This is a genomic window from Bacillus mojavensis (genome assembly GCF_012648005.1).
Classification (GTDB): domain Bacteria; phylum Bacillota; class Bacilli; order Bacillales; family Bacillaceae; genus Bacillus; species Bacillus mojavensis.
The window spans coordinates 3,923,112-3,945,191 of sequence record NZ_CP051464.1; the positions used below are offsets into that span (position 1 = coordinate 3,923,112).

General features: G+C 41.6%; 17 protein-coding genes. 8 read left to right on the forward strand and 9 right to left on the reverse strand.

Going from position 1 to position 22,080, the window contains the following annotated elements:
• Window positions 1–124: 124 nt before the first annotated feature.
• Both HC660_RS20345 and HC660_RS20350 read right to left on the reverse strand, forming a co-directional pair.
• Complete coding sequence (locus HC660_RS20345) at window positions 125–1,156, reverse strand: polysaccharide pyruvyl transferase family protein (protein WP_010332561.1); 1,032 nt, start codon at window positions 1,154–1,156, stop codon at window positions 125–127.
• An 88-nt stretch (window positions 1,157–1,244) separates the two neighbouring features.
• Window positions 1,245–2,393 carry a glycerate kinase gene (locus tag HC660_RS20350; protein ID WP_168749243.1) on the reverse strand — a complete coding sequence of 383 codons (1,149 nt, stop codon included), beginning with the start codon at window positions 2,391–2,393 and terminating at the stop codon, window positions 1,245–1,247.
• Between the two features lie 193 nt (window positions 2,394–2,586).
• Here HC660_RS20350 and gntR point away from each other — a divergent pair, with 193 nt between their 5' ends.
• The 6 genes from gntR (at window position 2,587) to ahpF (ending at window position 10,059) form a co-directional block, all read left to right on the forward strand.
• Entirely contained in the window at window positions 2,587–3,318 is a 732-nt protein-coding gene (gene gntR, locus HC660_RS20355; RefSeq protein WP_010332563.1) for a gluconate operon transcriptional repressor GntR, read from the forward strand.
• A complete protein-coding gene (gene gntK / locus HC660_RS20360; RefSeq protein WP_168749244.1) occupies window positions 3,311–4,852 on the forward strand; it encodes a gluconokinase in 1,542 nt (513 codons plus the stop codon). Before gntR ends, gntK begins: the two co-directional genes overlap by 8 nt.
• A gap of 28 nt (window positions 4,853–4,880) precedes the next feature.
• Window positions 4,881–6,227, forward strand: coding sequence for a gluconate permease GntP (gntP, locus tag HC660_RS20365; RefSeq protein ID WP_168749245.1), 1,347 nt, complete (start codon window positions 4,881–4,883; stop codon window positions 6,225–6,227).
• A 23-nt stretch (window positions 6,228–6,250) separates the two neighbouring features.
• Window positions 6,251–7,663: a decarboxylating NADP(+)-dependent phosphogluconate dehydrogenase gene (gene gnd, locus HC660_RS20370; RefSeq protein WP_168749246.1), complete on the forward strand. Its 1,413-nt coding sequence runs from the start codon at window positions 6,251–6,253 to the stop codon at window positions 7,661–7,663.
• A 289-nt stretch (window positions 7,664–7,952) separates the two neighbouring features.
• Window positions 7,953–8,516: an alkyl hydroperoxide reductase subunit C gene (ahpC, locus tag HC660_RS20375; protein WP_010332567.1), complete on the forward strand. Its 564-nt coding sequence runs from the start codon at window positions 7,953–7,955 to the stop codon at window positions 8,514–8,516.
• A gap of 13 nt (window positions 8,517–8,529) precedes the next feature.
• The gene (ahpF, locus tag HC660_RS20380; protein WP_151174649.1) at window positions 8,530–10,059 is read left to right on the forward strand and encodes an alkyl hydroperoxide reductase subunit F; all 1,530 of its coding nucleotides are present in this window, start codon (window positions 8,530–8,532) and stop codon (window positions 10,057–10,059) included.
• 106 nt (window positions 10,060–10,165) lie between these two features.
• On the opposite strand, the gene bglA is transcribed toward ahpF, so the two are convergent.
• On the reverse strand, window positions 10,166–11,605 hold the full coding sequence (gene bglA, locus HC660_RS20385; protein WP_168749247.1) for a 6-phospho-beta-glucosidase BglA: 1,440 nt from the start codon (window positions 11,603–11,605) through the stop codon (window positions 10,166–10,168).
• A gap of 13 nt (window positions 11,606–11,618) precedes the next feature.
• Window positions 11,619–13,487: a beta-glucoside-specific PTS transporter subunit IIABC gene (locus HC660_RS20390; protein WP_168749249.1), complete on the reverse strand. Its 1,869-nt coding sequence runs from the start codon at window positions 13,485–13,487 to the stop codon at window positions 11,619–11,621.
• 157 nt (window positions 13,488–13,644) lie between these two features.
• Here HC660_RS20390 and HC660_RS20395 point away from each other — a divergent pair, with 157 nt between their 5' ends.
• A complete protein-coding gene (locus tag HC660_RS20395) occupies window positions 13,645–14,355 on the forward strand; it encodes a GntR family transcriptional regulator (protein ID WP_168749250.1) in 711 nt (236 codons plus the stop codon).
• 258 nt (window positions 14,356–14,613) lie between these two features.
• On the opposite strand, the gene HC660_RS20400 is transcribed toward HC660_RS20395, so the two are convergent.
• From HC660_RS20400 to HC660_RS21195, 3 genes are all read right to left on the reverse strand, one after another.
• Window positions 14,614–15,336, reverse strand: a complete 723-nt coding sequence (locus HC660_RS20400; RefSeq protein ID WP_168749251.1) for a YydJ family epipeptide exporter permease subunit — start codon at window positions 15,334–15,336, stop codon at window positions 14,614–14,616.
• Between the two features lie 20 nt (window positions 15,337–15,356).
• Window positions 15,357–15,986, reverse strand: coding sequence for a YydI family epipeptide exporter ATP-binding subunit (locus HC660_RS20405; protein ID WP_168749253.1), 630 nt, complete (start codon window positions 15,984–15,986; stop codon window positions 15,357–15,359).
• A gap of 274 nt (window positions 15,987–16,260) precedes the next feature.
• The gene (locus HC660_RS21195) at window positions 16,261–16,359 is read right to left on the reverse strand and encodes a DUF6366 family protein (RefSeq protein WP_244956477.1); all 99 of its coding nucleotides are present in this window, start codon (window positions 16,357–16,359) and stop codon (window positions 16,261–16,263) included.
• Window positions 16,360–16,517: 158 nt separating this feature from the next.
• Between HC660_RS21195 and fbp the strand changes: the two genes are divergently transcribed.
• Window positions 16,518–18,443, forward strand: coding sequence for a fructose-1,6-bisphosphatase (gene fbp, locus HC660_RS20410; protein WP_168749255.1), 1,926 nt, complete (start codon window positions 16,518–16,520; stop codon window positions 18,441–18,443).
• A gap of 794 nt (window positions 18,444–19,237) precedes the next feature.
• Here the strand turns inward: fbp and HC660_RS20415 are convergent.
• A complete protein-coding gene (locus tag HC660_RS20415; protein ID WP_168749256.1) occupies window positions 19,238–20,329 on the reverse strand; it encodes a hypothetical protein in 1,092 nt (363 codons plus the stop codon).
• Window positions 20,322–21,854 (reverse strand): DUF5677 domain-containing protein, encoded by a 1,533-nt coding sequence (locus tag HC660_RS20420; protein ID WP_168749258.1) that lies wholly within the window; start codon window positions 21,852–21,854, stop codon window positions 20,322–20,324. The genes HC660_RS20415 and HC660_RS20420 overlap by 8 nt, the downstream gene beginning before the upstream one ends.
• Window positions 21,855–22,080: the final 226 nt, after the last annotated feature.

Below are 22,080 nucleotides of genomic sequence, written 5' to 3' on the forward strand. Positions count from 1 at the left end.
AACTAAAGAAGATATCATCTCCGACAAAGTGGCGCAGCGAGAATGAATCACGAATGAAACTGTGCGTCTGGAAAACGATCATTAGCACAGAAAAAAGCAGACTGTTCCCAGTCTGCTTTTTCCATTACGATCTAAAGAAATCAACCAGCGGCTGAAAATCCTTAGACAAATCAACATCATTCGGCTCTGCTTGAAGCAGGCGGTCAATCATTTGCTCTAATTCCTCAATATCATTTTTATCTGTGTATTCAATGAAGTTTAAGCTTTCAAGCCAATCCCGGTATGAATGTTTAGCTTTGCCGTAGCTATTTCCAAAGACGAGGCATGGTGTTTTGGTGATAATCGAGAAGATCATAGCGTGAAGGCGGTCGGTAATGACCAATTTACTTGAACCGATGCGGTCAAGCATCTCCATAAAATGCTTTTCCCGATCCTCGTAATCAATCATATCGACCGTATCAAGCACCGTGTCTGTACGCTCCGCGTAGGTTGTTTTTTCTGCCCATTTCATCATGTGTGAAATAAAATCTTCATCGGTTACCTTCTCCTTGTCCGCTCTTAAAATAAAAAGAACGCCGTCCCGTTCAAGCTCTTTCGGTACGATATCCAAAGACAGCACCATATCCGGTGTAAAGATCACATCTGAATTAAAGGTTTCTTTCACAACATCGAGCGTCTGCGTCTCCCGCGCGGCAATCGTTAAATGTGGATTTTGATGGTACGCATCCTGTGTTTTTTTCTTTTCTTTGTTTCCGTCCTCTGTATCTTCAAAATAGACGGATTGAGGAAGAGAAATGGATTTATAGTCTTTAAACGCTGCAAAGACCTTCCTTCTGTCCTCCTCAATATCGAGATAAAGATTGCCTAAATTTCCTCCGCCGGTAAAGCAGACAATATCGTCTTCACGGATGATTTCCTTCACTAATTCGATGCCTTCATCCGTCGCATAGTCCATAATTTCAATATATTCATAGTACGGAAAACGATTTTTAATAAATTTCTCTTCCGCATACGCAATCGCTTGGTCTCCGATGTTTGTGTAACTCGGGGAACCAAACAAAAATACTTTTCGTTTATCATTTAATAAGGCTTCGGGTTTTACATTCGGCGCGATCCCTTTACCTAGTTTTTTGCCTTTGATTTCTTGTACAGTCATGTCTGCGTCCTCCTTCTAGGTTGTGCTTGTTACCTGTCTGTACCCAGAAAGGAGGGTGAATATGCACGGGCATGTGCTTGCCCCGGCTTTATATCAGATACATCGTTTTCGCCAGTTTTAAGGATGCCGCAATGTTTCTTGCCGTTCTTTCCATATTCTCGGCTGCATGCCCAAGTGCGTCTGCAAGGGGCACGGCTCCCGGCACGATGCTAAAAAGGGCATCCATCCCGTGTGCATAGACCGCATCACTGTCTCGCGAAACGGATCCCGCAAGTCCAATGACAGGCACATCGTATGCCTTAGCCGCTTTGGCCACGCCAATCGGCGTCTTCCCGTAAACTGTCTGGCTGTCAATCCGCCCTTCGCCGGTAATCACAAGATCTGCATCCTGAACCTCGCTTTCAAACTGGACCGCATCGAGGACGATGTCAATGCCTCTCTTCAAATCAGCACTGAGAAAAGCAAGAAGACTCCATCCGAGACCGCCTGCTGCACCGGCGCCTTCTGTTTCCCTGAAGCTTGTTTCAAGCGTTTTCTCTGCCACATCCGCAAAGCGGGACAGATTCTGGTCAAGGATACGCACCATGTCAGGCGTGGCGCCTTTTTGAGGACCGAAAACAGCGGAAGCCCCTCTTGGCCCTGTTAACGGGTTATCCACATCGCAGGCGACTTCGATTTTTACATTTCGTAATCTGGGATCAAGTCCTGCCAAATCTATTGAAGAAAGCTGAGAAAGCACACCGCCTCCGGGTCCAATTTCATGGCCTGATTCATCAAGAAGCCTCCCGCCCAGCGCCTGAACCATCCCGGCTCCGCCATCGTTTGTGGCGCTTCCGCCGATTCCGATGATCAAATGCTCTGCACCCGCATCAAGAGCGGCTCCGATTAATTCTCCCGTTCCTTTAGTAGATGTGGCAAGCGGATTTCTCTTCTCTGCGGGCACAAGGTGCAATCCCGATGCGGCAGCCATCTCAATCACAGCCGTTTTTCCGTCTCCCATTAGGCCAAAAAACGCTTTTACCGGTTCCCCCAGCGGACCCGTAACCATCTGCTCTTTTATGATTCCGCCTGTGGCATCGATTAATGACTGTACCGTTCCCTCACCGCCGTCCGCCATCGGCAGCTTCCGATATTCAGCATTCGGGAAAACTGTTTTGAAGCCTCTTTCTATGGCATGAGCCGCCTCCAACGCTGATAAGCTTTCCTTAAAAGAATCTGGTGCAATAATGATTTTCATCCAATCGCCTCTTTCAAAAAGTGATGATTTACAGTGTCTTTTCTTCAATTTACCATAATTACTTTTGGGGATATATACCAATTTACAAGGAAAAATTTTATTAAAAATTAGAAATGAAAGTGTTTGCATTAATAAAACATTCACGTTATCATACTTGTATACAAGTATACTCCTTAGTGAAGAAGGTGAGCGTATGCTAGATTCCAAGGACCTGTTATATCCCGCAAAATGGCTTTCAAAAGCGTCAACCGGCGTTCGCGTTGCTTGCGAGCTGAGAATGCGAATTATTTCAGGCATGATTGAAAGCGGTACCATTCTATCAGAAAATACAATCGCGGCTGAGTTTTCCGTAAGCCGTTCGCCGGTTCGCGAAGCGTTAAAAATACTGGCTTCCGAAAAAATCATCCGTTTAGAACGAATGGGAGCGGTTGTGATTGGGTTAACTGAAAAGGAAATCGCAGAAATATATGACGTGCGTTTATTATTAGAAACGTTTGTCTTTGAACGGCTTGTCAAAATCGACGTTGAGCCTTTAGTCAAAGATCTCAGCAAGATTCTAGAAATCATGAAAGTCTCCATCAAATACGAGGACGCGGACGAGTTTTCATTTCAGGATGTGTTATTCCATGAAACGATTATCCGCGCCATTGATCACTCATACATTCAGATGATCTGGAACAATCTAAAACCCGTAATGGAAAGCTTTATTCTTTTATCAATGCGGGTACGGTTAAAGGAAAAGTACGAAGATTTCTCAAGGATTCTGGACAACCATGAGCTATATATTCAAGCGATCAAAACAAAGGACAGGGCGCTGATGGTTCAGTCTCTGCACCAGAATTTTGACGATGTGCAAGAAAAAGTAGAGGACCTCTGGCTCTCACAACAAATGCTGGCAAAAGGAGCTGAACACCAAAATGACTAGTTATATGTTAGGAATCGATATCGGTACGACCAGCACAAAAGCTGTATTATTCACTGAGAACGGAGAAGTGGTACAGAAAGAAAGCATCGGCTACCCGCTCCATACACCGGACATCTCAACAGCTGAACAAAATCCGGAAGAGATTTTTCAGGCTGTCATCCATACAACAGCAAAAATCACGAAACAGCACCCGGAAAAACAAATCTCATTTATTTCCTTCAGCAGCGCCATGCACAGCGTCATTGCCATGGACGAAAATGATCAGCCGCTGACGCCATGCATCACGTGGGCAGACAACCGAAGCGAAGGCTGGGCGCATAAGATTAAAGATGAGCTCAATGGGCATGAGGTTTACAAACGAACAGGAACACCCATTCATCCGATGTCACCGTTAAGCAAAATTACATGGATCACAAATGAACGAAAAGAAATTGCTTCTAAAGCCAAAAAATATATCGGCATCAAAGAGTACATTTTTAAACAGCTATTTAATGAGTATGTAATCGATTACTCATTGGCATCAGCGACAGGGATGATGAATCTGAAAAGCTTGGATTGGGACGAGGAAGCACTGACGGTCGCAGGCATTACGCCGGATCACTTATCCAAACTCGTGCCGACAACCCAGATCTTTCAGCACTGCAGCCCGAAATTAGCGATACAGATGGGAATCAATCCGGACACACCTTTTGTCATCGGCGCAAGCGACGGCGTACTGTCCAATCTCGGTGTGAATGCCATTAAAAAAGGAGAAATCGCCGTTACGATCGGTACGAGCGGCGCTATCCGAACCATTATCGACCAGCCGCAAACCGACGAAAAGGGGAGAATTTTCTGCTACGCGTTAACGGACAAGCATTGGGTCATCGGCGGTCCGGTGAACAATGGGGGCATCGTTCTTCGCTGGATCAGAGATGAATTTGCTTCATCAGAAATCGAAACAGCGACAAGACTGGGAATTGACCCGTATGACGTGCTGACAAAGATTGCTGAACGCGTCAGACCGGGTTCTGACGGCCTGCTGTTCCATCCGTATCTCGCCGGGGAACGCGCTCCCTTATGGAACTCGGATGTACGCGGCTCATTTTTCGGCCTGACCATGTCACATAAAAAAGAACATATGATACGTGCAGCATTAGAAGGGGTCATTTACAACCTGTACACTGTGTTCCTGGCACTAACAGAATGCATGGACGGACCGGTCACCCGAATTCAAGCGACTGGCGGCTTTGCAAGATCAGAGGTTTGGCGGCAAATGATGTCGGATATCTTTGAATCAGAGGTTGTCGTTCCGGAAAGCTATGAAAGTTCATGTCTCGGCGCCTGCATTTTAGGCCTGTATGCGACAGGGACAATCGATTCGTTCGATGCCGTGTCCGACATGGTCGGCAGCACGTACAGACATACGCCAATTGAAGATTCGGCCAAAGAATATAGAACATTAATGCCGATTTTCATTAATCTATCAAGATCATTAGAAAATCAATATACCCAAATTGCAAATTATCAAAGAAGCCTAATTACACACAAATAGCACATGACATGAAGGGGAGGGCATTACCATGCCGTTAATCATTGTTGCACTTGGGATCCTAGCTTTACTGATTTTGATTATGGGCTTAAAATTAAACACATTTATCTCATTACTGATCGTATCATTCGGCGTGGCACTGGCACTTGGGATGCCGTTTGATAAAGTTGTCAGTTCCATTGAAGAAGGTATAGGGGGGACACTTGGCCACATCGCACTCATCTTCGGACTCGGTGCGATGCTGGGCAAGCTGATTGCTGATTCAGGCGGCGCACAGCGTATAGCAATGACGCTCGTCAACAAATTCGGCGAGAAAAATATACAGTGGGCTGTTGTGATTGCTTCATTTATTATCGGAATCGCGTTGTTCTTTGAGGTAGGATTGGTTCTCTTAATCCCGATTGTATTTGCGATTTCAAGAGAATTGAAGATTTCTATTTTATATCTCGGTATTCCGATGGTCGCAGCATTATCCGTCACACACGGTTTCCTGCCGCCGCACCCGGGACCAACAGCGATTGCCGGGGAATACGGCGCAAACATCGGTGAAGTGCTGCTGTACGGCTTCATTGTTGCTGTTCCGACAGTCCTGATTGCAGGGCCAATATTTACAAAGTTGGCGAAAAAAATCGTTCCTGCATCATTTGCGAAAAACGGAAATATTTCGTCACTCGGCACACAAAAAACATTCAAGCTTGAAGAAACACCAGGATTTGGAATCAGTGTATTTACAGCAATGCTTCCGATTATCATCATGTCGATCGCTACCATCATTGATTTGCTTCAAGAAACAATAGGATTTGCGGATAACAGTTTCCTGGCTTTCATCCGTTTAATCGGGAATGCATCGACTGCCATGATTATCTCACTGCTCGTTGCTGTTTACACAATGGGAATCGCACGCAACATTCCAATCAAAACCGTCATGGACTCTTGTTCTACAGCCATCTCGCAAATTGGCATGATGCTGTTGATCATTGGGGGAGGCGGCGCCTTTAAACAAGTGTTAATCAACGGCGGTGTCGGCGACTACGTAGCAGATTTATTCAAAGAAACGGCATTATCACCGATTCTGCTGGCATGGCTCATTGCAGCGATCCTGCGCATCTCCTTAGGATCAGCAACCGTTGCCGCATTAAGCACGACGGGGCTCGTCATTCCATTGCTGGGACAGTCCGATGCCAACCTTGCATTAGTGGTGCTCGCAACTGGCGCGGGAAGCGTCATCGCTTCACACGTCAACGATGCCGGCTTCTGGATGTTCAAAGAATATTTTGGATTAAGCATGAAAGAAACATTTTCCACATGGACCTTACTGGAAACAATTATCTCCGTTGCTGGACTAGGATTTATTTTATTGTTAAGTTTAGTTGTATGAAATTATTGAAGGAGATGTAACACATGTTCAATACAATTGGTGTCATAGGCTTAGGCGTAATGGGAAGCAATATCGCCTTAAACATGGCAAATAAAGGCGAAAAAGTCGCCGTCTATAATTACACCAGGGATTTAACGGACCAGCTTGTGAAAAAGCTGGATGGACAATCGTTAAGCCCGTACTACGAGCTTCAAGATTTTGTTCAATCACTAGAAACACCAAGAAAAATCTTTCTGATGGTCACAGCGGGAAAACCAGTCGATTCCGTCATCCATTCGTTAATACCTTTGCTTGAAGAAGGAGACGTCATTATGGACGGAGGCAACTCCCACTACGAAGACACAGAAAGAAGATATGACGAGCTGAAGGAAAAAGGAATCGGCTACTTAGGAATCGGCATTTCCGGCGGGGAAGTCGGCGCATTACAAGGGCCTTCCATCATGCCGGGCGGAGATCGAGACGTCTATGAAAAAGCCGCTCCGATCCTGACCAAAATCGCAGCGCAAGTCGGAGAAGACCCTTGCTGTGTCTACATCGGGCCAAAAGGGGCAGGGCACTTTACAAAAATGGTGCACAACGGCATTGAGTATGCAGATATGCAGCTGATTGCAGAAGCCTATACATTTCTTAGAGAAACGCTTCGTCTGCCGCTCGAAGAAATTGCCAGCATCTTTGAAACGTGGAATCAAGGTGAGCTGAAAAGCTATTTAATAGAGATTACAGCGGAGATTTTACGGAAAAAGGACGAACATACAGGTCAGCCGCTGATCGATGTCATTCTTGATAAAACCGGCCAGAAAGGCACAGGAAAATGGACAAGCATGCAAGCCATTGATAACGGCATTCCATCCGCTATTATCACCGAGTCCTTGTTCGCCCGCTACCTGTCGTCCTTAAAAGAAGAACGTATGGCGGCTGAACCATTGTTAGCCGGTCCGGAAACAGAGGAAAAACATTACGATAAGGACCTCTGGATTGAATACGTCAGACAAGCCTTATACATGGGAAAAGTATGCGCCTACGCACAAGGCTTTGCTCAATATAAAATGTCATCTGAGCTTTACGGATGGAACCTGCCGCTGAAAGACATCGCTTTGATTTTCCGCGGCGGCTGCATCATCCGAGCGGATTTCCTAAATGTCATCAGCGAGGCATTCCAAGAGCAGCCAGATCTCTCAAACCTGCTGATTGCACCTTATTTTTCAGAAAAATTGAAAGCCTATCAGACAGGCATGCGAAAAGTCGTTTGCGAGGGCATCAGCGCCGGCAGCGCGTTCCCATGCTTAAGCACCGCGCTCTCTTACTACGACGGCTACCGTACAGGGCGTTCCAACGCCAACCTATTACAGGCGCAGCGCGATTATTTCGGCGCCCATACGTACGAGCGGACAGATATGGATGGCGTTTTCCATACCAATTGGTCTGATGCAAACTAATAGATAAAGCTGACAGCTGGAGCTTTTATACCAGCTGCCAGCTTTTTTTATAGGATAAACTCACATATCACAACTAATTGAGAATCAAACATATAAAATTTAATATGTGTCAAAGTGCAATTTATGCTGATCACACCAGCACTTTCCTTCACGATGAGTGGAAAAAGAGAAAATAATTAAGGGGTTTTGTCTTGACAAAAAATATATATTAATTAATAATTCATATATAATTAGAATTATTATTGAAAGCACTATTGCTTTCTAAACCATTTTTAGGAGGAATAACATTATGTCTTTAATCGGTAAAGAAGTACAACCATTCGAAGCAAAAGCATTCAAAAACGGTGAATTCATCGATGTAACAAACGAATCTCTAAAAGGTCAATGGAGCGTATTCTGCTTCTACCCAGCAGATTTCTCTTTCGTATGCCCAACTGAGCTTGAAGATCTTCAAAACCAATACGCTGCACTTAAAGAATTAGGTGTTGAAGTGTACTCTATCTCTACAGATACTCACTTCGTACACAAAGGCTGGCATGACAGCTCTGAAAAAATCGGCAAAATCACTTACGCAATGATCGGTGACCCATCTCAAACGATCTCTCGCAACTTCGATGTGCTTGACGAAGAAACTGGTCTTGCTGACCGCGGAACATTCATCATCGATCCAGATGGCGTGATCCAAACTGTTGAAATCAATGCAGGCGGTATCGGCCGTGACGCAAGCAACCTGATCAGCAAAGTAAAAGCAGCACAATACGTTCGTCAAAATCCAGGTGAAGTTTGCCCGGCTAAATGGGAAGAAGGCGGCGAAACGCTTACACCTAGCCTTGATCTAGTAGGTAAAATCTAAGGAGTGCATTCAATTGGTACTTGATCCAAATATTAAAGCACAATTAAATCAATACATGCAGCTAATTGAGAACGACATTGTTCTCAAAGTGAGTGCAGGTGAAGATGACACTTCTAAGGACATGCTGGCTCTCGTTGATGAGCTGGCTTCCATGTCATCTAAAATTACTGTTGAAAAAGCTGAATTGAACAGAACGCCAAGCTTCAGTGTGAACCGCGTCGGAGAAGACACTGGCGTCACTTTCGCCGGTATTCCTCTTGGACACGAATTCACTTCTTTAGTGTTGGCATTGCTGCAAGTGAGCGGCAGACCGCCTAAGGTAGATCAAAAAGTCATTGATCAGGTGAAGAAGATCAGCGGTGAATACCACTTTGAATCTTATATCAGCCTGACATGCCACAACTGTCCTGATGTTGTACAAGCTTTAAACATGATGAGCGTGCTGAACCCGAACATCACTCACACCATGATTGACGGTGCAGCATACAAATCAGAAGTTGAAAGCAAAAACATTATGGCAGTGCCAACGGTTTATCTAAACGGCGAATCCTTCGGAAGCGGCCGCATGACCCTCGAAGAGATTCTTGCGAAAATGGGCAGCGGCGCAGATGCATCTGAGTTTGCTGACAAAGATCCTTACGACGTTCTTGTTGTCGGCGGCGGACCTGCCGGCGCAAGTGCAGCCATTTATACGGCGCGTAAAGGAATCCGCACAGGTGTTGTCGCTGAACGCTTCGGCGGACAGGTTCTCGACACACTGAGCATCGAAAACTTCATCAGCGTAAAAGCAACTGAAGGACCGAAGCTTGCTGCAAGTCTTGAAGAGCACGTGAAGGAATATGATATTGATGTCATGAACCTTCAGCGCGCAAAACGACTTGAGAAAAAAGATCTGTTCGAACTTGAACTCGAAAACGGTGCTGTCCTGAAAAGTAAAACAGTCATCCTTTCAACAGGTGCTCGCTGGCGCAATGTCAACGTACCTGGTGAACAAGAGTTCAAAAACAAAGGTGTCGCATACTGCCCGCACTGTGATGGCCCATTGTTTGAAGGCAAAGACGTAGCCGTTATCGGCGGCGGAAACTCTGGTATCGAAGCAGCGATTGATCTTGCAGGTATTGTCAATCACGTCACTGTGCTAGAGTTCGCGCCGGAACTGAAGGCAGACGAAGTCTTGCAAAAACGTCTCTACAGCCTGCCAAACGTCACTGTACTTAAAAATGCACAAACAAAAGAAATCACAGGCGATCAGAGCGTAAACGGCATCACATACGTAGACCGCGAAACAGGCGAAGAAAAACACGTTGAACTCCAAGGTGTATTCGTCCAAATCGGTCTCGTGCCAAACACTGAATGGTTAGACGAAACCGTTGAACGCAACCGCATCGGCGAAATCGTAGTCGACAAACATGGCGCTACAAGCGTACCAGGCTTATTCGCTGCCGGCGACTGCACAGACGGCCCTTACAACCAAATCATTATTTCAATGGGATCAGGAGCAACTGCCGCTTTAGGCGCGTTTGATTACCTTATCCGTAACTAATATGAAAAGCCGCTATGCTGCTCGAGCTGCAGTATAGCGGCTTTTTTTGCCCATCAAAAACCCGAACCAGGCACTTCGGTTAAGTGCTCGCTTCGGGCCATCTGCTTTATAATTCCTCACCATTCGTTTGAATGACGTTTTTGTACCACTCAAATGAATCCTTCTTATACCGCTTCATGGATCCATTTCCTTCGTTGTCACGATCAACATAGATCATGCCGTAGCGTTTTTTCATTTCGCCTGTTGTAAAGGAAACGATATCAATAATGCCCCACGGCGTGTAGCCGATTAAATCTACACCGTCATAAGTGACCGCTTTTTCCAGTGCTTCAATATGTGATTTTAAATATTGAATACGTTCCGGATCATGGATGGTACCGTCCTCTTCAAGCGTATCAACCGCCCCAAAGCCGTTTTCAACGATGAATAATGGAATTTGGTATCGATCATAGAGACGATTTAATGTGTATCTTAAACCAGTCGGATCAATCGCCCAGCCCCAGTCACTGGATGTGATGTACGGGTTTTCAACACTATTCGGCAATCCGCCGTTTACGACATCTCCCGTATTGTCATTTTCGACATCGCTTTTCACAGTTGTCGACATATAATAACTGAAGCCCAAATAATCGACTGTCCCATTTCTCAAAATCTCGTCATCGCCATCTTCGAACGTGATATTGTATCCTTCTCTTTCAAACTCTTTTAACGCATACTTTGGATAATAACCACGAACCTGCACATCCGGGAAGAAATAACGCTGTCTCATTTCTTCTTCAGCAAGCATCACATCTTCCGGATTAGAGGAGTAAGGATAAATCGGCACGTGTGACACCATAGCCCCGATTTGGAACTCAGGATTGATTTCCTTTCCTTTTGCCACTGCCAATGCGCTTGCAAGTAACTCATGGTGCGCCGTTTGGTACATAACTTCCTTGGCATTTTCATTTTCTCCGACGACAACTCCTGAGTTCGTCCATAGGAACAGAGGGTTGTTCACATCCATCTGGTTATTGATCTCATTGAATGTCATCCAGTACTTCACTTTATCTTTGTATCGGTTGAAGCAAACCTCAGCAAATTTGACGAAAAAGTCTGCGACTTTTCGATTTCTGAAGCCGCCGTATTCTCTTGCAAGATGCAGCGGCAGTTCAAAATGAGACAGGGTAATCACCGGCTCGATTCCATGCTTCAGCAATTCATCAAATACATTATCGTAGAACTGCAAGCCTTCTTCGTTCGGTTCAGCCTCATCGCCTTTCGGGAAAATCCGGCTCCAGCCGATAGACGTCCGCAAGCATTTTAATCCCATTTCCGCAAACAAAGCGATATCTTCCTTGTATCTGTGATAAAAATCAATGGCTTCATGGTTCGGATAAAATTCGTTCTCTTCAATGGACTCCGTGATTTTTCTCGGTACGCCGTGCGCACCCGCTGTCATCACATCGACGACACTTGGCCCTTTACCGCCCTGATTCCATCCTCCTTCAAATTGGTGGGCAGCTAAAGCGCCGCCCCATAAGAAATCCTTCGGCATTTTTTCCATCTTATATTCCTCCCTAGCTTAAGACTGTAAATAATTTTTGGTCTAACGCACTTACTTCAAGATCCTCGATGAGAATTTCCTGATACGCATGTGAATTCGTGATGATGACTGGGGTAATCGTTGTTAACCCTTTCTGTTCAATGAGTGCTTTATCAAATTCGGCAAGCACCTCGCCTTTTTTGATTGCATCTCCCTCTTTCACCTTTAAGGCAAAAGGAGTTCCGTCTAACGTCACTGTATCCAGCCCGATGTGCACAAGCAATTCGACGCCAGAGGTTGAACGCAGACCGATCGCGTGCTTTGTAGGCGCAACCATGACGACGGTTCCGTCAAACGGAGCATAGAGCTTATTATCGGATGGCTCGATCGCCAAGCCTTGTCCCATGGCACCTGAGCTGAATACCTCATCAGGCACCTTAGAAAGCGGAATGACCTTGCCGCTAAACGGAGCATATACGGTTTCTTCATTTGCCTGTGCCGTTTGAAGACTTTCCTTTTCCGGCTGTGCAGCTGTATCTTCACCATAGCCAAAGATCTGAATCAGCACAACAGGAAGAATCACCGCAATCGCAGCACCGATTAAAATACCCCAGATGGATGTCGGGAATTGTTCATTGATGCCATTCACGATCGTCAGCGGTCCCGGAAGTCCGGCATACGCAAAGTAATACGGATTAAAGAAACTGGCCGTGATGGCACCAACCGCCCCGGAAATACAGCCAAAGATAAACGGCTTCTTAAATCTCAAGGTCACACCGTAGATCGCCGGCTCAGTAATGCCAAACAGTCCGGTGGCCCCAGCTGACACACTGACTTTTCTCGTTTCCTTATTTCTCGCCTTTAAGATAACGCCAAGCACTGCGCCAACCTGTGCAACCACAGCAATCGTTTGATACGCTTGGAATGAATCCCGTCCGTATAGATCATAGTTCGCCAATACCATAGGCGTAATGCCCCAATGTACGCCAAAGATCACGATGACCTGCCAGAATGCGCCGATGATGGCTCCAGCCAAAGCCGGCACGTTCTCCGCCAAGAAGTTGTAACCGTTTGCAATTCCGTTTGCGCCTAATGTTGTCACAGGGCCAATGAGGACAATTGTTACTGGCACCATAATGACCATACATAGGAAAGGAACAAATAACGGTCTGATCACTTCGTTCATTCTCTTATTCAAGAATCGTTCAAGGTAAGACAACATCCATACTAGAAATAATGGCGGCAGCACGGAAGACGTGTATGTCGTTTGCGATAAAGCAATCCCTAAGAAGGAAATGCTCTTTCCGTCTGCGATTTGAGTCGCCATCTCCGCCCATGTCGGGCTGACTAACGCGGCACAGCACGCTACAGCAATATACATGTTGGTTTTAAAATGCTTTGATGCCGTAATCGCGATAAAAATAGGCAAAAACGTAAACGGCGCCCATGATATGAAACTAAAAACCTGATAAGTTCCCGTTTTCTCAAAGCCATCAAACAATAAATTAATGAGAATTAATGCACCTTGCAAAATACCGGCCGCAGCCAAAATGTACACAAATGGCGCAAATACCGCTGACATGGTCGCGATAACACGGTTCAGGATCGTTCCTTTATTTTCGCTCTGGTCACCAGTCAGATCAATATTGACCAGCTTCGAAAACGCTTCGAAAACGTCCCCTACATGCTGTCCAATAACAATCTGAAATTGCCCGCTGTTCTCCACGACCGTAATCACGCCGGGCATGGATTTAACGATATCTTTCGCTTGCGGCTTAGACCGCTTTAGCACCAAGCGAAGCCTGGTTGCGCAGCGAGAAGCTCCTATCACATTCTCTTCCCCGCCTACCGCCTCCAAAATGTCTTTTGCTAGTCTCGTATAATCTCTCACTTTCCCCGACATTTTCACCCACCCCTTTGTTTTGGTTACGCTTTCATTATAATTGTACCGGTATAATTTATCAATACTCTAACAAAGTATTTATACCTTTATCATTTCTGTAAGCGGTTTATGATATAATTTTGACAAGTGAAACTAAACGAATGAATGAGGAATGCGTATGTTAAAGTACCAGCAAATCGCAGCGGAGATCGAAAAGTATATAGAAGAACACGAGCTTAAACAGGGAGATAAGCTGCCAGTGCTAGAAACCCTCATGGCCCAGTTTGAGGTCAGCAAAAGCACAATCACAAAGTCTCTGGATCTACTAGAACAAAAAGGCGCGATCTTTCAGCTTAGAGGAAGCGGCATCTTCGTCCGAAAGCATAAACGAAAAGGCTACATCAGCCTCCTGTCGAATCAAGGATTTAAAAAAGACCTCGAGGATTTTAATGTCACCTCAAAAGTCATTGAACTAGACGTGAGAAAGCCAACACCGGAAGCGGCAGAAAACCTCAACATCGGACAAGATGAGGACATCTACTTTGTCAAAAGGGTCCGCTACATCAACGGCCAAACCCTATGCTACGAAGAATCCTATTACAACAAATCCATCGTAACGTACTTGAACAAGGAAATTGTGTCTCACTCAATCTTTCATTACATCCGGGAAGGATTGGGACTGAAGATTGGCTTTTCTGATTTGTTTCTTCACGTGGGTCAGCTTAATGAGGAAGAAGCGGAGTACTTGGGGCTGAAGGCTGGACTGCCCAAGCTTTATATAGAGAGTATTTTTCATCTGACAAATGGGCAGCCGTTTGATTTCTCGAAAATCTCTTATCATTATGAGCAGTCGCAGTTTGTGGTGCAGGCGAATAGTTTTTTGTTGTGAAATTCGGGAAATAATAGGATTTCGGGTGGGTAAATCATTAAGGATACCATAAAAGTCTGTTGCAGAATTTGTTTATAAATTACAAAACAAACCTCCACTGAGTACAAAGCTATCTTGGTACTCAGTGGAGATTTTTTGTGACCACTTATGTTTAACTGTCTAGTTCTAAGTTGGAAGATTAGCTAGCTGCTTCAGGTATGCAGGTTTAGCGCTATTAGTACATAAAAAAGCTACTTCACGAGAAGTAGCTCCATCTTATTAAATGCCCATTTTGACCCATCTCGTTTTAGAAAAGCGAAGTACAATTACGTTTATTATCATGATTGAAATTAAATATAAAATAATATATAAAATATCATGATTACCAAGTGTCATATGATTAGACTGCAACACGTTTTCTATTCGGTGATACATAGTGTTACCTGCCTCAAAAGGAGCAATAAAACCAAACGTTTTATTGCTTATTGCTACTAAAATAACTGAAGTAATCCAATAAACGATACTAACACCTATACTAGTTAATATATTCGAACATAACATACTTATAGTTCCAATAATTAAAATATACTGCAATATAACGGCAGAAAATAAAAAGAGCAATAATGCAAAATGGGAAAAATCATGGTACATCAACGAGATGATGAGCAGACCAAGCGCGATAAACACAAAACATTCCAAAAATAAAACAGCTATCTTTTTATAAAAGAAAGTAAAAATGTTTTCCCCAATTAATTTATAAAAGAGAATATTTTTATTTGAATATTCTCGATTAATAAAAAAAGCGATAACAAATGAAAATAACAACAAACCAAACTGAGTAGCAACGGTATAGGAGCTAAAGAAAAACATCTCAGGTGTAACATTGCTGACTTTATCGATTCCAACCAATAAAAAATAACCCAGTAAAAATAAAAATACAAACATAGATCCTAAAATAATGAAAACTTTGTTGCTAATACTTTTTTTAAACTCTAATTTCATCTTAAGCCCCCACTGTTTTATTACTCATTTATATACACTTCAATTAATTTATCTACTGAATTATATTTTTCAATTTTTTGGTTGTTAAATATGTAATAATGGCCTTCTATCGCCTTTAAATCAGACAAATCGTGTGTAATATTAATGATCGTCTTCTCTGGGTTCTCCTGGATATACTTTTTCAGAAAACGATGAATTTCCATAACCGTTTTTTTGTCTAACGAGTTCGTTATTTCATCTAAAACAATAATATTTTTGTCCTCCAGCAAAAAGCTAAGCAATTTCAATTTTTGCTTTTGTCCATCACTTAAGTTTTTGATAAGAACTTTACCATCTATATTATCAAGATTAAGTAAACTCGCAATCTTATTTATCATTTCTGAATCAAACTTTTCACTCAAAAAGTTTAATAAAAAGTCCTTAGAAACATCATGAGGTATGTTCGACGAGCTAGATATTAATGAAACATTTTTACGAATATCTTTACCGATTCGTTTGCTATTATTTAATAAAAAATCTTTAGCAAGCTGTGATTTACCGACTCCATTTTTTCCGACAATATGGTTCATTTCCCCATTAGAAAAATGTAAGTCAGTATCCTGAAGTAACGTTTTGCCTTTCACTTTTAAAGTATAATTCGCTATATTCATATACATACTCCTAGGAAATATTTGAATTTTCAAGGTGCCTCTTTCGTTTCCGGTGCGGAACTGTAAAAAATGTTTTTTAAGGATTAATTTGGAGATCTTTCACTCTAGTTTACAATATATAACACTCAATGTACAACAACAGCAGTTTCCTCAAGGCAATTCCTTACAAGATGACTGACAAACAAGCTAAATAAATGGATCATCAATACCGTATCAATACATATTGATAACAACAATAAGGAGGATACTGAACCTTTTAGCCTAAGCCCTTGACTTAACAACCTCCTCCGTAAATACTGCTGAAAGGTTTTTTTAGCTCTAGCTGCCTTAATCTTTTTCTCTTTTTTTCTGCTTTTTCTTTATTCCCGCTCATCTCGGCCCTCTTTCCCTCATTTTCATTGTCTCTAAAAGGAGTTATGCGTTACTATCATATAAAGGTCCAATGATGAAAAATAATGACATACTTTTAAATTAACCTGATATGCACATGCTCATAAATAGGGGTTTATTCTAAAAAGGGGATGGACGGTTTTGGAAAGCAAGTACTTAGATTTACTCGCACAAAAATACGATTGTGAAGAAAAAGTGGTAACGGAAATCATTAATTTGAAAGCGATACTGAACCTGCCAAAAGGCACCGAGCATTTTGTCAGTGATTTGCACGGGGAGTATCAGGCATTCCAGCACGTGCTGCGTAATGGTTCGGGACGAGTAAAAGAAAAGATACGCGACATTTTCAGTGGTGTCATTTACGATAAAGAAATTGATGACTTAGCAGCATTGGTCTATTATCCGGAAGACAAACTGAAGTTAATCAAACATGATTTTGATGCGAAAGAAGCGTTAAACGAGTGGTATAAAGAAACGATTAACCGAATGATTAGGCTTGTTTCTTATTGCTCCTCGAAGTATACCCGCTCCAAACTGCGTAAAGCACTGCCTGCCCAGTTTGCTTATATTACGGAGGAGCTGCTATACAAAACAGAACAAGCTGGCAACAAGGAGCAATATTACTCCGAAATCATAGACCAGATCATTGAACTTGGCCAAGCCGATAAGCTGATCACCGGCCTTGCGTACAGCGTTCAGCGACTGGTGGTCGACCATCTGCATGTGGTCGGCGATATTTACGACCGCGGACCGCAGCCGGATCGGATTATGGAGGAGCTGATCAATTATCATTCTGTCGATATTCAGTGGGGAAATCACGATGTCCTTTGGATCGGTGCCTACTCCGGTTCCAAAGTGTGCCTGGCCAATATTATCCGTATCTGTGCCCGCTATGACAACCTGGACATTATTGAAGACGTGTACGGCATCAATTTAAGACCGCTGATGAATCTGGCCGAAAAATATTACGAAGATAATCCAGCGTTCCGTCCAAAAGCAGACGACAACAGGCCAGAGGATGAGATTAAGCAAATCACAAAAATCCATCAAGCCATTGCCATGATCCAATTCAAGCTTGAGAGCCCGATTATCAAGAGACGGCCGAACTTTAATATGGAGGAACGGCTGTTATTAGAAAAAATTGATTATGACAAAAATGAGATTACGCTGAATGGAAAAACATATCAACTGGAAAACACCTGCTTTGCGACAATCAATCCGGAACAGCCAGATCAGCTATTAGAAGAAGAAGCAGAAGTCATAGACAAGCTGCTATTCTCTGTCCAGCATTCCGAAAAGCTGGGCCGCCATATGAAGTTTATGATGAAAAAAGGCAGCCTTTATTTAAAATATAACGGCAACCTGTTGATTCACGGCTGTATTCCTGTCGATGAAAACGGCAATATGGAAACGATGATGATTGAGGATAAACCGTATGCGGGCCGTGAGCTGCTCGATGTATTTGAGCGGTTCTTGCGGGAAGCGTTTGCCCACCCGGAAGAAACCGATGATCTGGCGACAGATATGGCTTGGTATTTATGGACAGGCGAGTACTCCTCCCTCTTCGGAAAACGTGCCATGACGACATTTGAGCGGTATTTCATTAAAGAGAAGGAAACGCATAAAGAAAAGAAAAACCCGTATTATTATTTACGAGAGGACGAGGCAACCTGCCGAAACATCCTGGCAGAATTCGGCCTCAATCCAGATCATGGCCATATCATCAACGGCCATACACCCGTAAAAGAAATCGAAGGAGAAGACCCAATCAAAGCAAACGGAAAAATGATCGTCATCGACGGCGGCTTCTCCAAAGCCTACCAATCCACAACAGGCATCGCCGGCTACACGCTGTTATACAACTCCTACGGCATGCAGCTCGTCGCCCATAAACACTTTAACTCCAAGGCAGAAGTCCTAAGCACCGGAACCGATGTCTTAACGGTGAAACGATTAGTGGACAAGGAGTTAGAGCGGAAGAAAGTGAAGGAAACGAATGTGGGTGAGGAACTGCTGCAGGAAGTTGCGATTTTGGAGAGTTTGCGGGAGTATCGGTATATGAAGTGAGGGATGTGGGGTTCAGGGATTATATTCTCTGGGCTCTTTTTTTGTGGTTTTCATATAACTATTTAGTATCGCTAATTGCTAACAAGTCTGCTTACTGCTCGTACATAAGTGCGTAATTATACCAGTACAAATATAGTAGGAAGATATTTTTTTACGAACACAAAATTAAATGATCTGCAATCAAACTAATCCGAAGAAGATTCTATCGTGAAGTTATTTATAAACATGAGAAGATAGATTATTAATAATTTTTAGCAAAAAAAGGACATTTAAGTTTGATTAATAAGTTTGAAATCGATTTGATTTTACAGAACATAAATAAATATACGGTTCTTTTTCCTGAAGGCAAAGAATACAATTATTCTATGCTGGAGAACCTAATGAAGAATTGGACAAGCCCATATGATAAATGGTAACTTCAAATCAGTCGAGATTTAAATGACGAATATAAAGAATTGGGCAGAAATAATCCGTATGCAAATAAGGGGAAAAATACAAAAGTTGTTGTTTTATCACAGGAAAAGACAGACATGACCATTTTAAATTACTCTTTCTTAAAAAGGACCCAAAGAAGCTTAAAAAACTAAAATTTAGCACTTGGAAAAAATAATTGGCTCTGTTGATACTCGTAACATTAAATAAAGCAATCGAACTGACAATAACCGAGAAATCTAAGAAGAGGTTTAGAGAAAGTATAAATTAACAGATTTTAATTCTACATCCAACGATAACAGAGCCTATTTAAAAGTAAAAAACTTATATTTGGTGATTGTTTGATAGTTCCAAATTTCCATTTAACTTTTTTCTATTTCATCCAAATATTTATTCACAACTAATCTAATTGTAGAAATTTCTTGCTTATCATCTGAACCCTCTAAGTCAGCAAATACTTTAGATTCAAAACCGGTATAACTAGCCTTTTGGTTTAACTCTCCTAAACAGAAATTAATTTTCCGTTTTCTAAACTCCTGGTATAAAAAATAAGAGACTTTAGTTTTCCAAAGACTATACTTTACTTGATTACATCTTAACTCTGGGTTTGAATTATGTTCTAGTACTGATGACAATAATATATAGTAGTGTAGAGGGATAAACGAACGAATAAAAGGTATTACTTCAAAATTTCTAGCAATATCAATAAGAGCTAATGCTTGTCTAATATTTCCAAAAACAGCCAGAAAGAACATCTCTCCACTCGAAAGTGAGTCCATATCAAAATAATCGTTTTCTTCTCTGTATTTTTGAATTCTGTATTCCCATGTCTCGGTTGGATTATCACCATCAAATAGAAGAATTGATGCTGAATTTTGGTGATCTAAATGCTCAATAAGATCTCCTGTTGTTACTACTTTATACTTATATTCCTTAATATTTGTGATACTGGTGAAAAAATTACAGAATATATTTTCGGCTAATTGATCAAGATCATTATAATGTTGATTTAATATTACTGATGTATAACGTAAAGGTAAGATAATGAGGTCACTTTTAATTTCATCAATTATTCTGATATTATCTTTAATTGTGTCTGAAATAATCCTTTTCATATTTTTTAAATAGACCTCGTCTGTAACACCGATTAAAGTATTCAGATAACTTGGAAGCGGGTCATCAAAAACATGATAATCTCCCATTAGAAAGAAACTATTTTGATCTTTATCATCTATGTCAAAAATCGTAGCAGCACTAAAGCAATACGTATCTCTCCCCCTAAAAAGATACTCAAATACTAAATTTACAATATTCCTATTTTCATACCAAAAGACATTAATCGAGTCTATCATTGCCAATGAAATTTCATTCTGTGGAAACTTGTCTAGTTTCTTTAATAAGGAAAGATAATCATTCTGGACAATAATAAGCTCTTTAAATAAAGGATTATTCATTTTGGTTCTCCTCCTGAAATATCTCGGGGAGATTATACTGATCTTCCAGTAACTTTAAATGTTTATTCATTATCATTACACAATCATGAGCTACACTAGAGAGTTTTTGAAAGTTATCAATATCAGGTATCCCATGGTATTGATGTCCTGAGGCAGAACACTTCAGTATAGAACTTTCTCGTATTGCTCCCCAAAGCCCATGTTCAAATATAGAATCATAGTCATAATAGTATTTCCATAAGTCTTCTTCATTCACCTTTTTAAATTTAGATCGGATATTTCCTAAACCAAAATAGCTAGTGTCAATATCAATAAACTCTTCATTCTTAAACTCTGATACCAAGAGGTTAATATATTCGAATGGAACATGGCCTCCCTCAATTGTGGGTTGATCATCAGCATAACGTCCATAAATCAGTTTGTATTGGCCAATACCATAGTCCTGATATTCTCTCCATATATCGTCGTGGTTCGGTTCTTCTAATAACAAGTATTTAGTCATCATGTAGTTTTCAATAATGGATCTCATAATTGAACGACCAGATATAGTATATTCCAAATTATGATCAACTAGCTCTATAAGCCTTTTATAAGAATATGTAGCGATTCCCAGAAGAACTAGAAATCTATTATCTAGTGGCCTTGTTTCTATAAGTAACTTACTGTAATAATTTAAAATATCGTACACATGTTGTTTATATTTCTTTAAATCAATTGATTCGTCTTTAGTAGTTTCAGTATTCACATAAAAAACCTCACAATCTGTTAAAAGACTTACCCTCTTCCAAAAATCACTAACAAATTTAAAATTTTTTGGGAAACTGGTGCTAATCCCCATTTCAAGCGTACGAATATTTGGTCTGTAAAGTTGCATTTCAGGTTCATCATGTGAAATATAAGGATATCGAGAGATTATTTCAGGAAAAATACTATTATCCAGTACTTGGAGTTTACCTGATAACATATATTTATAGACAATTAGAAATCGTATATCTGTTGATAGATTACTATGTTGATCAGAAAGTTCTTTTAGAATAATATTCAGTTGTTTAATACGTTTTTGAATAGAGCTATTATATCCCTTGATAGATTGTAGGAATTCAGGAGATTGATTCTGAAAAACTAACGATAGTGGTCCTAATGATTCTATAACTTGTAACTCATCCAATAAATTATAAAAGACCTTTTGTTTCTCATTAGAAAGGCTAAATACTAGTGACATTCTAGGTAAGATAATTTCCTTCCCTTCGTCCGATTCCAATTCATGCAGACAGTTCATAATTCTTAGACACTTTTCTAGTTTAGCATTTCTTTCTCCACTATTTACTATTAACCCTAACCATACATACTCAGGCATACGTCTATAATACCAAGATTCCTCTTTTAATAATCCTTGGAACTGCTGATTGAATGGAGTAATTAATTTTCCCTTTTCAAATTTATGTTCAGATAATTTACTTCGTTCTATCAAATTTGGTATCCTCCATTCAAATTTTTTTCTTTCTAAGATTATTGACTTTACCATTGAGATTTCTCCTTTTTACTTTGCAATGACTAGATTACTGCTAGTTCCAGCTCTTCATCACTACAAGAAAAATCTCCTCACTTTTTTCTTAGTTCTAAATTTAGTGGAAACGGGTTCTGGTATTTACACAGAAGAGGAAGCCATAGTTTATATTTCATCTCAAGCCAAAACCTATTTATGATAAGGCTCCCCTTGACATAACTCAGTGCGGTTTACGTAAGGAAAA